This window comes from Caldisphaera sp. (assembly GCF_046536515.1).
Lineage (GTDB): Archaea > Thermoproteota > Thermoprotei_A > Sulfolobales > Acidilobaceae > Caldisphaera.
Genome location: NZ_JAWDMQ010000014.1, coordinates 16,456 through 32,801 on the forward strand (window position 1 = coordinate 16,456; position 16,346 = coordinate 32,801).

The 16,346-nt window shown below is 31.4% G+C and carries 12 protein-coding genes; 8 read left to right on the forward strand and 4 right to left on the reverse strand.

Features of this window, described 5'->3' with window-relative positions; translation table 11 throughout:
• The first annotated feature begins 37 nt into the window (after positions 1-37).
• From RXO53_RS03470 to RXO53_RS03485, 4 genes are all read left to right on the forward strand, one after another.
• Positions 38-2,911 carry an ABC transporter substrate-binding protein gene (locus RXO53_RS03470; RefSeq protein WP_410712868.1) on the forward strand — a complete coding sequence of 958 codons (2,874 nt, stop codon included), beginning with the start codon at positions 38-40 and terminating at the stop codon, positions 2,909-2,911.
• 98 nt (positions 2,912-3,009) lie between these two features.
• The gene (rgy, locus tag RXO53_RS03475) at positions 3,010-6,654 is read left to right on the forward strand and encodes a reverse gyrase (protein ID WP_410712869.1); all 3,645 of its coding nucleotides are present in this window, start codon (positions 3,010-3,012) and stop codon (positions 6,652-6,654) included.
• Positions 6,655-6,699: 45 nt separating this feature from the next.
• Complete coding sequence (locus RXO53_RS03480; RefSeq protein ID WP_410712870.1) at positions 6,700-6,963, forward strand: DNA-binding protein; 264 nt, start codon at positions 6,700-6,702, stop codon at positions 6,961-6,963.
• A 205-nt stretch (positions 6,964-7,168) separates the two neighbouring features.
• Complete coding sequence (locus tag RXO53_RS03485) at positions 7,169-7,597, forward strand: universal stress protein (RefSeq protein ID WP_410712871.1); 429 nt, start codon at positions 7,169-7,171, stop codon at positions 7,595-7,597.
• Here RXO53_RS03485 and RXO53_RS03490 read toward each other — a convergent pair.
• The 3 genes from RXO53_RS03490 to RXO53_RS03500 all read right to left on the reverse strand — a co-directional run bounded on the left by RXO53_RS03490 (position 7,594) and on the right by RXO53_RS03500 (position 9,860).
• Positions 7,594-8,772 (reverse strand): MFS transporter, encoded by a 1,179-nt coding sequence (locus tag RXO53_RS03490; RefSeq protein WP_410712872.1) that lies wholly within the window; start codon positions 8,770-8,772, stop codon positions 7,594-7,596. The genes RXO53_RS03485 and RXO53_RS03490 overlap by 4 nt on opposite strands.
• 87 nt (positions 8,773-8,859) lie before the next feature.
• Positions 8,860-9,552 (reverse strand): purine-nucleoside phosphorylase, encoded by a 693-nt coding sequence (locus tag RXO53_RS03495; RefSeq protein WP_410712873.1) that lies wholly within the window; start codon positions 9,550-9,552, stop codon positions 8,860-8,862.
• A gap of 35 nt (positions 9,553-9,587) precedes the next feature.
• A complete protein-coding gene (locus tag RXO53_RS03500; RefSeq protein ID WP_410712874.1) occupies positions 9,588-9,860 on the reverse strand; it encodes a DUF6995 domain-containing protein in 273 nt (90 codons plus the stop codon).
• A gap of 155 nt (positions 9,861-10,015) precedes the next feature.
• Here RXO53_RS03500 and RXO53_RS03505 point away from each other — a divergent pair, with 155 nt between their 5' ends.
• Genes RXO53_RS03505 through RXO53_RS03520 form a run of 4 tightly spaced genes read left to right on the forward strand, consistent with a single transcriptional unit; the run spans position 10,016 to position 15,368 of the window.
• On the forward strand, positions 10,016-11,017 hold the full coding sequence (locus RXO53_RS03505; protein WP_410712875.1) for a hypothetical protein: 1,002 nt from the start codon (positions 10,016-10,018) through the stop codon (positions 11,015-11,017).
• 9 nt (positions 11,018-11,026) lie between these two features.
• Positions 11,027-12,229, forward strand: coding sequence for an aconitase X catalytic domain-containing protein (locus tag RXO53_RS03510; protein WP_410712876.1), 1,203 nt, complete (start codon positions 11,027-11,029; stop codon positions 12,227-12,229).
• Positions 12,226-12,600, forward strand: coding sequence for an aconitase X swivel domain-containing protein (locus tag RXO53_RS03515; RefSeq protein WP_410712877.1), 375 nt, complete (start codon positions 12,226-12,228; stop codon positions 12,598-12,600). The genes RXO53_RS03510 and RXO53_RS03515 overlap by 4 nt, the downstream gene beginning before the upstream one ends.
• A gap of 44 nt (positions 12,601-12,644) precedes the next feature.
• Entirely contained in the window at positions 12,645-15,368 is a 2,724-nt protein-coding gene (locus RXO53_RS03520) for an ABC transporter substrate-binding protein (RefSeq protein ID WP_410712878.1), read from the forward strand.
• 1 nt (position 15,369) lies between these two features.
• Here RXO53_RS03520 and RXO53_RS03525 read toward each other — a convergent pair whose 3' ends face one another.
• Positions 15,370-16,110: an NDP-sugar synthase gene (locus tag RXO53_RS03525; protein ID WP_410712879.1), complete on the reverse strand. Its 741-nt coding sequence runs from the start codon at positions 16,108-16,110 to the stop codon at positions 15,370-15,372.
• Between the last annotated feature and the right edge of the window lie 236 nt (positions 16,111-16,346).

The following is a 16,346-nucleotide window of genomic DNA, read 5'->3' on the forward strand; positions in this document are numbered from 1 at the left end:
AGTAATAACTTGTATGCTAGACCTAGATGGTGGGAAAATGTTAGGTGGGAAATATTATAAATCTATTTCTAAAAGCATCTTAGTAGTTATTTTAATAATAGTAATTGTTGTGGGAGTATCAGTTGCTTTAATGATATCTAAGAAGCCTTCAACTTCAACGTCTACTTCATCAACAAGTAGTACAACTTCAACGTCTACTTCATCAACAAGTAGTACAACTTCAACGTCTACTTCATCAACTACTACTTCATCAACAAGTAGTACAACAAGCATAGTACAAAATTCTCTTTCACCACCTCTTCCTGAAAGTTATTCAGCTTTAACTAACGTGCCTATAACAATAGAAATAAGCCAAGTTCAAAACGGATATTATGCAGTTCTATTCGATGGAACAGGAAATCAATATAAAGTTAGTTCTCAATACTCAAATGTTACATTTGTTTATCCTGGACAATATTTAGTTTATTACAATTTATATAATAGCAATGGTGCATATGTTGGTAGTTCACTGTCAAACTTAATAGAAATAATAGTTGCACCTAATGTAAATTCTTCATACGCATCATTAATCACAATTCCTGTAATAACATCAAATAAAGGCCCTGTAGTAAATGTAGGCGAAACTATTACGCTAACTGCTAGTTATCTACAGCCTCCTATAGGACAAAATATTACAATAAAGGAATACGTTTGGAACTTTGGTAACGGAACATCATTAACAATACCTTCAGTTAATGCTACTGGCTATATAATACAGGTAGATAAAACAGGATCAGGAAATACTTCATATATCGATCCGCAAACAAATCCTATAAATGTCACATTTAGCAAACCTGGTCTATATCCAGTTAGCTTAACTATAGTAACGGAAAACATAAGTAACGGAAAAACTTATAATTACACTACGTATAAGACTTTCGCTGTTTCTTCAAATAATTATCCATTTAATTTATATGCACCTCAGGTATCGGTACCAAATCAAGGAGTAATTGTTGACGCTGAAGTGGTTCCAGGAGGTCCGTTTACATTTGACCCAGATCTTTTCCCCGATACTGTTAGTAATGAAATAATTAACAATATCTACGGGACTCTACTATGGTATTATCAATCAAGCATAACTAAATTCGTACCAATGCTTGCAGAATACATACCTACAGTTGGTAATTGGTCTAATGTAACAGCAAGATATACTTATGGAGCAATATCTCCCAATTACACTGTTTACATATTTAAAATAAGACCTGGTTTAAAGGCATCTAATGGAGATCCAATAACAGCATACGATGTTTGGTATAGCATGATAAGGGCATTAGTATGCGCTGGAGGCATACCCTCAGGTTCTGGTACAAACTTAGCTCCTTTTACTGTACCTAACTATACGCTTTTTACTTTTATAGTAACTTCACCTAATGACTCTTTAGGAGCCAAAGAAATTATGGAATCAGTATCATATAATAACCAGACTAATACTGTTACGTTCCACTTAATACAACCTGTTACTCCAACGTTTTTCTTCAACATGATGACCACCTTTGATTATGTTATGGATGCTAAGTGGTTAAATCAAGTTGGGGACGGGTTAAATCTTACCGGTTATTATAATAACAACTATACCCAGTTGGCACAGTCATTTTATCAATATCAACAAACTTGTATAGCAGGCAACTACAATACTAATGTTCAATGGCCAGCTCCGAATGCTGGATTTACAGGACCATATTACATAGCATCATTCACGCCTGGACAATCAGTTGTATTAAAACCCAATCCTTATTGGCCAAATAATGTAACTTATTTCCCAAAGCCAAATGAAACAGTTATAGTAGACTGGGTAAAAGATCCAACAACAGCCTTGAACATGCTTGCAAGCGGTCAAGCAGATATAGTTACTTTCCCAAAGAGCAGTCCTGCTCCTTATCTTCCAACTTTATTACAATTACAAAGCCAAGGAAAGATAAAAATGTACAATGAGCCATCTCTAAATGAATGGTGGTTCGCATTTAATTTAAATATAAGCATCCCATTGCTAAAGGAGATTAATCCAAACTATAACATACCATCATATTACTTTGCAAACCCATTGGTTAGAGAAGCTTTTGCATACGCATTTAACTATACAGAATACATAAATGATGTGCTAGGAAACGCTAAATATCATGTAAATCTTGGTAGTCCTTGGTGTGGAATATTAATTCCAGGACTAGATTACTCTATACCTCCATCAAACTTAACAGGCTGTCCAACATTTAATTTAACCTATGCTAAACAATTAATGGAAGAATCAGGTTTCTATAATATAACAGTTAACTTCCCAATAGTAGTATCAAGCGGTGATACTGTTGATTTTACAGCAGCAGAAATGTACGCCCAGGCATTACATGAAATAGATCCAAATATAAATGCTCAACCATTATATATGCCTTTCTCAACAATAATAAGCTATCTGATACCTGGTCAAAACCCCTTACCCCTTTATTACTTAGATTGGAACGGAATACCATTGGTATGGTATTGGCTTCCTTTCATATATCAACAGGGAGGCATATATCCTGCGCCCGACGGTTGGGATGTTGGATACTTAGAGCAATTATCACAGCAATTCAATAGCACAAATAACACCCATGTAGGTGCATTAATATGGCAAGAGGCTAAACAATATGAACAATTGAATAATTTAATAGTTCAGGCAGATTTAGCAGATGAAGAAGGTTGGAGTAATGCAACTCAAATAATTCACAACGCACAACAAATGGCTATAGATCAATATCAATTTGTATACGTTGTTATACCTAGTAAGTTCTGGATACTTGGATCTTATATGAATGCATATCAAAATAATATAGCATGGCAATCAAATCCAGCTATAACTAATGGATTAGAATCCTTCTTCTGGTGGTGGGAAAAACCATAATTTTTTTTCTTTTTTCTAATTATTACACCCTTAATGCTTAATAACTCCAGAGCCTTAAAAACCTTTTAAACGAGGTATGGCCCTCAGGCGGTAAGTTCATGTCATTAAATCCAACATTTAGGCATCTTTGCCCTAATTGCGGAAAGGAAATAACTTCAGATAGGTTAGAAAAGGGATTACCTTGCAATAAATGCTTAGAGGCTGAAATAGAGAACAATGATCCAATTTCTATAGGAGAAGCATTAAAGAAGAAAGGAAATCTATATGGTTATTCTTGGCTTTACTATTTAGAAAAAAGCTATAACGATTTTAAGCAATTTTTTAAAGATAAAACAGGATATTACTTATCAAGCGCCCAAAAAAGCTGGGCCAGAAGACTTTTATATCCAGAAAGTTTTTCAATTGTAGCACCCACTGGAGTTGGAAAAACAACTCTTTTAATGGTATACACCGCCTTTAGGGCCGTTAACGAATTAGATAAAAAATTTTTATATTTAACACCTACAGAAAATTTGGTAGTTCAAACAGCTGAAAGGTTAAAGAGCTTTATCAACGATGGTGTAGCTTTTTATTATTCTTCTATGCCAAAGAAAGTCAAAGAAGAGATGTTAGCAAAAATAGATAAAGGGGATTATAAAGTATTAATAATAACACCTGGGTATTTAACCAAAAAGTACAATAAACTTAAGGAGTTTTCTCCATTTGGATTAATTGTTGTAGACGATGTGGATAGTCTTTTAAGAAACAGTAAAAACATAGACAGGGTCCTAATTTTATTAGGCTTTTCTGAAGAAAGCGTTGAAACAGCGTATAAATTAGTAACCAAGAAAATGGATTATGGCATTGCTTTATCTAATAAAAAAGAGGAAAAGATAAAACAGCTGGAACAAGAAATTTCTGATTTGCAATTGAATCTCTTAACCAGCAACAATGAAGAAATAAAGGGTCAATTAATAATAGCTTCTGCAACGGGCAGACCTAAAGGAATTAAACATTTAATATTTAGAGAACTTTTAGGTTTCGAAATAGGAGGAGGAACTGACTATTTAAGGAATGTATTGGACACCTACATTATATCGAAAAATGTATTAAGTGATGCAGTAGAACTAGTTAAGAAACTTGGTAAAGGAGGGCTTATATTTATTTCGCAATCATATGGAAAAAATGTCGTAAAACCAATAATAAGTATGCTAAAAGAAAATGGAATAAATGCTATACAAGCAATAACTAATTCAAGAAGAGCTGTTGAAAAACTTGAGAAAGGAGAAGCAGACGTAATTATAGGTTTGGCTAGCAGATACGGTACAGTAGTGAGAGGTATTGATTTACCAGAGATTATAAAATATGCTGTTTTTATAGGAACTCCGGCAAGAAAACTTGAGCTCAAGACAGCGTTATTATCTCCTCAACGTCTTTTAAGAATCGTGATGTTTTTAGAAGAAAAAAATCAGTCTTATTCAAGCTTAAGGAAAAGTTTGGAAAGTTTTTTATCAAAATATAGCGAACAATCACATATAGTTGCTGCTGTATTAAGAGGAGAGATGGAGGCAAAAGGAATATTAAAAGTGTTAAAAGATTTGGTTAGCAATTCCATTGAGAAGGTATATAAAGAAATGATGAATTATATTCCTAATGATGGAGATAGAATAAAAATAGGTTCATTTATTATTACAAATGAAAAAGGAGAACTTTATTTATACTCTACCGATGGACCAACATATTTGCAAGCAAGCGGAAGGACTAGCAGATTATATCACGGACATATGACCAAAGGCCTTTCCGTAATAATAGATGAAAGCCCAGAACTTATCGAATCATTAAGTGAAAAGCTAAAATACATAAGTCAAGCAAATTTTGTTAAATTCGAAAATTTAGATTTAAACGAAGTAGAAAAAGAAATAATAAACTCAAGGAAGGTAGATGAGGGCAAAAAAGTAAACATTGTAAGTGAGCTAATAATTGTTGAAAGTCCAACTAAGGCTAAGACAATAGCTAGCTTTTGGGGTAAACCCGCTAGAAGGAGAGAAGGAAATCTTAACATTTACGAAACGACAACTGTAGATCCTATGACAAATACAGTTTATCTATTAACAATAACCGCTTCAAAGGGTCATGTATATGAACTAATAGTTGACGATAATAATGAATCGTGCTATGGTATAAACTTAATTGATAGTATTATAAGCCCTATTTATACTTCAATAAAGAGATGCTTAAAATGCGGTTATCAATTTACCCAAGAGACCAATAAATGTCCAAGATGTGGTTCCTCAGCTGTTATAACGTCAGAATCTATTTTACAATCTATTAAGAGGCTTGCAACAGAAGTGGATCAAATAATAATAATGACCGACCCTGATAGAGAAGGAGAAAAAATTGCTTGGGATCTCTATTTGGGTTTGAAGCCTTATAATAAAAACATTTTTAGGTCAGCTTTTCATGAAGTTACTTTAAATGCCGTGCTAGAAGCATTAAGAAATCCAGGACAAATTCATAAAGGATTAGTAAACGCACAAATTGCCAGAAGAATTGACGATAGATGGATTGGTTTTTCTACAAGCAAATATCTTCAAAATAAATATAGCAAACTTTGGTTAGGAGCTGGCAGAGTGCAGACACCTGTATTAGGATGGGTAATTGAAAGATATAATGAATATAAGAAAGAAATGGGGTTTAAAATAAAAGTTAAACTACCTAGCCAAAATTACATTTATTTTTATACAAAGGATAAAGAAATAGCAGAAAATGCTATTAAAGAGAATACAATAAAAGCTGTAACAATTAAAGTATACAATGAGGAAGTAAATCCTTTACCACCTTATACTACTGATGCTTTAATTTTTGATGCAAGTCAAAAATATGGCTATACAGCACAATTAACTATGAAACTTGCTCAGGATCTATTTTATTCTGGATTAATAACATATCACAGAACAGACTCTATAAGGATATCCCAAACAGGTTTGCAAATAGCAAAGGAATACTTAGAAAAAGTTAACTTAATTCAACATTATAAGCCAAGGACCTGGGGAAATGAAGGTGCACACGAGGCTATAAGAATAACAAAGCCTCTAAATGCTCAAGAATTAGAAAAGGCTATTTTAGAGAGAACTATAAAAGTTCCTATGGAATTAACTCAATTCCATTATAAACTATATCAATTAATATTTGAAAGATTTATAGCTAGTCAAATGAGCTCATCGATAATTGAAAAAGCTATTGTTAAGCTCAGCCTCGGTAGTTTAGAACAAGAAAAAGAGTTTAATACTAATATAATAAAAGAGGGATTTACATTAATAACTAAACCATCTTTAGAAAATTGGATTAAAAAGGATTTAAATATTAAATATGAATTAAAATTGAACGATATAATTTACTATAAAGGAAGTTTGGTTGAACTATACAAAAATGGAGATTTAGTTATGCTAATGAAAAAGAAAAACATTGGAAGACCAAGCACTTACGCAAAAGTTATAGAATCAAACATAAGGCATGGTTATATAATTGAAAGTAAAAAGAAGAAGTATATCATACCTACTAAATCAGGTATAGAGATTTATCAAGATCTAATGGAATCCATTTTTAAAGATCTCTTAACAGAAGAAAGTAGCAGAACGCTCGAAAATCAATTAGACATGATTGAGAATGAAAAATTATCCCCAATAGAACTTATAAATGAAATATATGATGAAATATTTGTCAAGAAATTAAAAAGTTACTGCAAGGTTAATAAAAGAAATTAGTCATACATATAATTTCTGAAGTAAGTTTATTTATAGGTGACTGAAGTGGAAGAAAAAGTAAAAATAAACCTTGGTAAGGACCCAGCAGAAGATTACGCGCTGCAAGCTATATTAGAATTAAATAAAGGGTCAAAACAAATAGAACTAACAGGAATAGGGGAGAATGTTTGTAAAGTTGCAGAAGTATATTTAGCAATGAAATCCAGATTAGGAGAAAGTTTAAAAATAACATCTTCATCAATTGGGACTTCAAAATACAAAGGAAAGAAAAGTAGTTATTTAACAATAGTTATAGAAAAAACTACATAAGCTCAGACGGGGATATTATCTTCATAATTTCCGACGATATCAGCGTCATCACCGCCAATTAATTGTTAATTAAGTTATAAGCCCTCTGTAACACAGGCCAAGCTCATCTTATCGCACCTGCAGCGGTCTTCATCGGGCAATATCTGTATGTCTCTGTGAAAATTTAAATACATAAATAGACATAATATATTTTAGAGGTGAAAGTTTGTACAAAAAAATTTTAGTTGGTTATGATGGGTCCGAAGGAGGAGAAAGGGCTTTAGCTAAAGCTATAGAACTCGCAAAAAGTTTCAATTCTGAATTATGTTTAATTACAGTTATACCACCAGCATCTGTAATAGTTGGAGAAATAGTTAGTCCCGATATAATAAATACAGCCACAATTATTGATTCTACAAAGAAAAAACTAGATGATGTAACAAAAAAATTAGAGTCTGAAGGTATAAAAGTAAAATATGAAGTCTTATCCGGTGATCCTGCTGATATGATAATAAATTATTCTGTGTCTAACGGATGTGACTTAATAGTTCTTGGTAGAAGAAGACTTTCCAGATTTGAAAGGCTTATCTTAGGTAGCGTTACCAGTAATGTAGCAGGTAAATCAATAAAGGCAGATGTTTTAGTTGTTCCCTAATTTTTCTTGTTTGGAATCAAAGGTAGCAATATCGTAGAAACTATACCTATAAAAGCAAACAATACCATATCATTAGTCAATCCAATTTTATTCATTAAAATACCACCTATTAATATTCCTAAGGCTCCGCCAACAGTATTACCAACACCCCATATGAGCGAATTGGCTCTTGCTGATAAGCTTTTGTCTACTATTTGCCCAACATAGCCTAAAAGAACTGGAAACCCACTAAATGCAAAAAGCGAAAAAGCCATAAACATTATAGACATTATTATAGGATTCTTAAATAATATAAAAGCAATATAAAATATAGTCGCAAAAATTGTTGTTATATATACTATTTTTTTCCCACCTATATCACCCGTTAATTTTCCGAAGTAGGGTTGGCCAAATATTGCTAATGCATACGAAACAGTTAATATAATGCTCATTAATACTTTAGATTTGAACAAATGATCTAAATAAGTTGGGGCATAAGTTTGCACTCCTGCTATGAAAATAGCTCTAATAAAAACCACTATTGTTAATGGAATCAAAATATAATAAAAAGAGCTCATATTCAATTCGCTATTAGACTTATCAAAAGACTTTGTGTCAGCTTTAATTTTTATTGGTTTTAAGCCATAAAAAACTAATGATCCTACTACAATAGTATAAACACCTATAATTGAGAGACCTAAAGATCCTCCTAAATATTTTATTGCAAATACTATTACTATTGGAAATAGTGCTCTACCCAAACTCCCGAATGAACCATTAATTCCAAGAGCTTTAGGCGAATCTTTGGGGTCAAAACTATGCTGCAATATAGATCCCCCTAATGGATGGTAAAATGATAAACCAGAGCCCAATATTATAGATGCAAACGATATATATAATAAATAATATTTTATATATGCAAATGAGAGCCCGTACAAAATTATGGATATACCTATTAATATATAACCTAAAAGCATCAATGTTGCATGATTACCACTTTTATCTGCTGATTTTCCAACCCAAATACTTAATAATCCTGATATTAAGTTTATTAAAGCCCCCATAACTCCTAAATATGAGGCTGATATTTTCATATCTAAATAGTAGGCTATTAAAATAGAAAATACAATTATATAGCTATCATTTAGGAAATGACCCAACGACGTAAATATTAGCGACCTTAGTTTTTGATCCATTTTTTCACCCATTTGCAATTATTGTTCTTGAATTAAAAATTTATCCATATACAACAAATATATTTTACATTTCATTAATTACTCAAATTATTTCGTAATTACATTGAGTGATACATTGGCTGCTTTTATTATTGAATTATTATAATCGCCTACCTTATTTTCAATTACATTATTGCTAACTACTAAGATACAGGCTGACTTAATATTTCTTAGATTAGACAACGCAAATAATGTAGCACATTCCATCTCTACACCTATAAATCCTAACTTTCTTATTGTTTCTATATACCCATTTTCCGCATAAAAAGAATCACTAGAAAAAATTGAACCAATATAATATTTAATTTTATTTTTATTTAGTTCTTTAGTTAATTCATATACTAATTCATAGTTTGGGGCCGTGTTAGGACAAATATTATTAAAATATAGACCTAGACCTGCTCCTCCATATGAAAAAGACCCACCTGAGGGTATAATTATATCACCCACATTAATTTCATTAGTAATAGACCCAACGGTACCTAGTCTTATAATATATTTTGCTCCCAATTTTATTAATTCCTCTACAACAATAGCAGCGCTTGGTCCTCCTATACCGTGAGCAGCTAGACCGACTTCTACATTATTATAATAACCTTTGTAAACAAATAAATCTCTTGACTTGCTAATTAGTATAGGATTATCTAAAAGAGTAGATAACATATTTACCCTTTGAGGGTCTCCCATAATAATCATTCTTTCTGGAGTTTTCTCTGCATCTAAATGATATACTTTTTTCAAATTTATCGCCATATAAAAAATAAATTAAAAAGAGATTAAATAGTAGGTGTTCCTTGAATTGATACATATATTCTTAAATGATACGGCAAGCTATAGCAATAATTGCCTCTTTCTAATAATCCGTTAGAGACAAGCGTTTCAATAATTGATGAGGGATTTTTTATCCCTTTTCTGTTTAATTCCATAATTGCCCTTAAATCGCCTACTGAAATATTTTCTAAAAAATATCTAAATACTTTCTTCTCTTCTTCACTCAAATTCCTAGCCTTTTCTAAAATTTTAGACGATTCTATTAACCAAGATTCCATTAGTTATTCCTCCCAATTTCATTTTTAATTAGATCTAATTTGTTTTGGTTTCTATTTATAGAACTGAGACTATTATAGCATATAAACTTTATTTGTTAGTTGTATTTTTTATTAGATTTAATAAGTTTTATAATTATAAGGATTAAGGGGGGATAATGCAAATAAGAATAAATTATGAAATATGCCTTAAAGTAGGCAAACTATTAGAAAAGATTAAGCCAATGAAAATAGACATGTTTGATAATGAAGATTTTTTCCCTCCAATGTCTTCTCCAAAGGAAGATGTATTCTTGTATTTTTTGGTCATGGTTTCTATAGATCATAGATTAAGTTACCATAATAAACCATTTGAGGGAACTATTGAAGGAAAATTTTACCATGGCGCAGATGCACTGTATAAGTTAGGCATTATAAAATATAGAGATGATCCATCTTTTTTCTACCCAGAAAACTTAGTTAGCTTAAATGAAAATGATATGATAAAGTGGTTAACAATAGAAAATAAAAACAAAGAGATTTATCCAAGTGATATAAAAATAAGATTAGAATTAGTCAAAGATATTGGAAATAAAATTAAGAAAAATTTTAAAGATCCATACGATATAATAATAATTTCCAAAGGATATTTAAGAAGAGGTATAAATGATGGATTTATAGATATACTTAAAATATTTAAGGCATATCAGGACCCTGTGGAGAAAAAACCATTTCTATTAGCAAAATTTTTAGAAAGGAGAGGCGTATTAAATATTAATGACCCATACAACAAAGAAGTTCCAGTAGATAACCATTTAACTAGGGTTGCACTTAGATTAGGATTAGTTGAAACCGATGAAATGACTAGAGAAAAAATAGCTGCTCAACAAGAATTTTCAGAATCGGAGGATGTTATGCTAAGATTTGCTATAAGAGAGGCATATAGAATTGTATCGCAATCATCTGGTATGGATCCTTTTATAATGGATGATATCTTATGGTCATTTGGAAGGAATTGCTGTAAAATTAAAGAACCAGTGTGTATAGCAAATTGCAATAACGAATGTAAAAGAATTACAGGATGCAAAGATAGTTGCGTATTAGCAAAAGAATGTAAGGCTTATTCTGAAAAAATATATATGATACCAGAGCATAACTTTAAGAAAACATGGTGGTATTAGGGCGATATAATGTATCTAACAAAAGAAGAAGAGAAAATATTAAATGGAGAATACGGCTGGGGACTTGCTAAGGCAATGCAGGTTATAGTTAGCGTTGGAGATTCATTAAACTCTGAAAAATTAATAAATATAGCTCATGCACACATATCTGGAGTATCTTATGGTAATATAGGAGAACCAGGAAAGAAACTAATAAAACAATTCGCAGATGAAGGAATAAAATTTTCCGTAAAAACAACAGTAAATCCTATTGGATATGATACAATGGACTATGACGCTATACCCTTTACAAGAATAGATAAAAGTTATATAATAGGTCAAGAAGAAATATTAAGATCTTTAAACAAAATGGGAGCTGATTTAACATTATCATGTACGCCATATTATTTGCCTAATGTTAATGAAATTAAAAAAGGATCTAGCGTTGCATGGGGAGAATCAAATGCAGTTGTATATGGTAATAGCGTTTTAGGTATTAAAACAAATAGGGAAGGGGGTCCAATTTCTTTAATGGCAGCTATAATTGGAAAAATATATTATTATGGTCTTCACATAGAAAAAAATAGAATACCAGAAATAAAATATAAGATCCATAAACCAGAAGATTATGAAATCAATGAAGTTAGGGCTGGTATTATTGGTGAGATAATATCAAAAATTCATAACAACGATAAGCCTCCATATTTAGAAGAAAAGCTAAAGAACGATACAACTATTAAAGAATTCTCAGCTTCTTTAGGTGCAGCAGGCAATTTAGCAATGGTTGTTATAAATGGGATAACTCCAATTAGATTTGACGAAAAAGAAATAAAAGAGACAATAACAATAGATTTTAATGATATTAAGAAAAGAGAAGAAGAATTAAAGCCCAATGGGAGGCCTGATTTAATATACTTCGGATGTCCACACACAAACAAACATGAAATTGAAAAAATTGCAAATAATTTAAAAAAAATTAATAACTTAAAAACAAAAATAATTATAACAACTTCTAGAAAAGAAATAAGTAAATTAGACAGAGATGCTTTAAATATTTTGAGATCAAAAGATGTTAAATTAATTAGTGATACATGCTTAATAGTAAGCCCATTTGGTTATAAAGGGTTAAATATTGTAACAAATAGCTATAAAGCATATTTTTACTTGACTAAAAGAGGTATTAAGGTGTCTCTGATTTCAATAGATAATTTAGAAGAGGTATTAAGGCTATGAAAGAATTTAGGGGGAGGGTTTTAGTAAAAGGGGAAGCTGAAGGAGAGGCCTTAGTTATTGATGAGATAAGCTTTTATGGAGATATAAATCCTAATAATGGAATGCTTGTTGATGGAAGAAATGTAAAAGATAAAATAATAGTTGCATATAAGCCTAAGGGTAGCACTGTTGGATCTTACATTATATATGCTTTAAAGGAAAACGGCTTCGCTCCCAGAGCTATAATTATGAGCAAATCTGAACCTATTATAATTGCTGGATGTGTTTTGGCTAATATACCTCTAGTTGACAATATTGATATAAATGTTCTAAAAGAAATAAAAGACGGCGATAAAATTATAGTTAAGAATGATAAAATTATAGTTAAATAATTTAAAAAAATTTATAAGGCTCAAACCATTATTAATAATCGGCGATGCTTATTGAAGTAGGAAAAGAGTGGAATCGGAGGTCAATTTCGAAGGGATTAGTTATTTCAATTTTGGTAATTGCAATAGTTTTAATCGGCGCTTATGTGGGAATAATGTATACTCATAAAAGTAAAAATACGTCATCAATGCCATCAAGTTCCACAAGCTCACAAACTTTATCAATACTTAAACCTGTATCACCTGCATCGTTAAATACAATAGCAAGCAGTCCTTTGAGCGTTTATTTGCCAGGATATACATCTTCTAATGGAGGCTACGCCTTAGTTTATACTGGTAACGGAAGCATTATAAACACAACCAATAGTTATGTTAATTTATTATACAAATACCCTGGAGTATACCTAATTTATTATGTAGTCTATCAAAAAGGTTCTATTTACGGATCTTCCTCCCAAAACCTCATGAGGATAATTGTTACCCCAAACATAAGTTTATCATTATCTCAATACTTAACTGTACCTACTATAACTTTTAACTCAACTGAAAATCCAAGTGCCCCATTATTTAATGTTTCACAAAAAATTTACTTAATTGGTAGCTTTTTACAGCCACCATCAGGTCAAAACATGACAATTTATGAGTATATATGGAATTTTGGTAATGGAACTACAGAAACTATAATGGCTAACCAAACGACTTTATTACCATTATATAATCCTGTTGTTGTTTATAACACACCTGGATTATATGCAATATCTTTAACAATTGTTACTAAAAACGTATCATCAGGGCAAACGTATAATTATACAACATATCAAACAGTTGCTGTATCAAATAGTAGTTTGGTATTTAAAATATTTACATCAAACTTTAACATACCTAATCCAGGTACAATAATAGTTGCAGAAAACGTTCCAGGAGGACCTTATTCTTTCGATGCTGATATAGATCTGGAAGTTGTTGGCGAAGAAATCATTAGAAACATATATTCTACTTTAGTTATATATAACGGATCAAGCACATCTAAATTTTTACCAATGGCTGCAGAATATTTGCCAACACTTGGTAATTGGTCTCAAAGAAACCTATATGGTGGTATAGCTCCAAATTACACAATGTACACATTTAAGATTAGGCCTAATTTGAAAGCTGCTAATGGTGATAATTTAACAGCATATGATGTTTGGTATTCTATAATAAGATCATTACTTTGTTCTGGAGGTGTTCCACCAACTCCTGGATACGCTTTGGCGCAGTATTTAATACCAAACTATAGCGAATTCATGCCAATAGTAACTTCGCCAAATGATACACAAGGATTTAATGTAATAATGAATTCAGTACATTACGATAATAATACAGATACTGTGACTTTTAACTTATCAGAAAAAGTTAATCCTCAACTGTTCTTTAGTATACTAACAGAATCTGAAGCATCAGTATATGATGCCAAATGGTTAGAGCAAGTTGGTGATGGAATTAATTTCACACCTGCAGGATTTTATCAATATGAGCAAACATGTAATGGAGGCAATTACAATACACAAGTTCAATGGGATCCATTATCAACTGCACCATATATGATAAAATCATATACACCAGGGCAAAGCATTGTTTTAGTTCCAAATCCTTATTGGCCTAACAATATACCAGATATACCTAAACCAAATAACACTGTTATAATATATTGGGTTAAAGATCCAAATACTGCTTATGATATGTTTTCATCAGGGCAAGCTGATATAGTAACTAACCTACCTCCTAGCTACGTACCATTACTATTAAACTTAGAATCTAATGGACAAGCATCTATATATGTATATCCAACATTTACAGAGAACTTCTTTGCCTTTACATTAAATACTAATACATCTATGCTAAAAAGTATTAATCCAAACTATAACATACCCTCTTATTACTTTGCAAACACATTAGTTAGAAAAGCTTTTGCATATGCATTTAATTATACACAATATTTAAACGATATAATAGGAAACGCTAAATATCATATGAACTTTGGTAATAGCTATTGTGGAATATTAATTCCAGGCCTTGATTATTATATACCTCCAAGCGAATTAACAGGTTGTCCAACATTTAACTTAACTTATGCTAAACAATTAATGGAAGAATCAGGTTTCTATAATATAACAGTTAACTTCCCTATATTTATTTCTAGCGGAGATACTGCAGACTTTACAGCAGCAGAAATGTGGGCACAAGCATTACATGAAATAGATCCAAATATAAATGCACAGCCGTTATACATGCCGTTCGTGACAATGTACGCATATGATTCTATATATGGACAAAATCCAATGCCCATATTCTATATGGGATGGTCCCCAGGAACTCCAACAGCTTTAGAATTTGCTCAAGGTATGATAGAACAGGGAGGACCTTATGCTGCCCCTGATGGTTTTAATTCCACTTATCTAGAAGAAGTTAGTAATTATTTCGCATCACAAAACAACACATACTTAGCAAATTTGTTTGCAAATGAGAGTTATACTTACTCTTTGCTAAATAATTTAACTTTAAAAGCTATGGCCGCTGAAGTTGCTGGCAATACAAGCGAAGCTCAAAGTCTCTATAAACAAGTTGATCAACTTGCAATAAATCTATACATGTATGTATATACAATACAACCGACCAACCAGTGGGTAGTAAAACCCTATATACATGGCTATAACAATGAGATTACATGGGAGGAAAATCCATTAACTAACGCAGCCGTAGACTCAGTATATTGGTGGTGGGAGAAGTAATTTATACTTTAATTACCTTTTTTAAAAGATTATTATCTATTTTTTTGTATCTTTCTAAACTACCAACATCAATCCAATCATCGTTATAAATATACGCTTTTACCTTCATTTTATTATTGATCATATACGGTATTAGATCTCCCATTATATCAAATTTAGTTCCGAGTTCATTTTCAATATTTTTCAAAATGTCTGTATTTAGTGACAAAATTCCAATAGTTACTTTAACATTTAACCAAGGTTTTTCCCTTAGACTTAAAACATTATTATTATCATCTACTTCTGCCACACCTACAGGTATTTGATATCTATTTGCTACAACCAATACAGCATCGTATTTTCCTTTTATTTGAAGATCTATCACTTGTTTAGGATCAAGGTTAGCCAATATATCTCCATACCATATTAATACAGGATTTGATTTTATAAGATTATTATTATATGCCTTCAATAAAGAGCCGCCTGTATTGCTATAATTTTCATCGTCAATACTATATCTTATGTTTGCATTATACCTTCTTCCATCTTCAAAATAATTTTTAATATATTTCCATTTATAATTAACCAATAGAACTATTTCATTAAACCCACTTTTTGTCAAATGACATACTACATAATCTAATATAGGCTTTTCCTCTTCTCCTAAAGGAATCATAGGCTTAGGAACTATATCAGTATATGGCCTAAATCTTGAACCTTCTCCACCTGCTGGAATTACGGCTGTAAAACTCAAAATTTTCACCTAGCCAAGCTATTTATTATTTAAGCCAATATTTAAGTTTTATAATATTTCAAATGCTTTATATATTAAAAATTTATGAAAATTGGTTCAATACTCTCTTTTTTTATCATTATAGCAAAATTTCATATGTTTCTGTTTTCAATAATTATGCTATCTTTATCTGACCTCCTCTCCGCCCTGAAGGGCGAGGGTTCCCCTCATCTGTTCGGGATTACATCTGTCATTTGAGGGGCAGT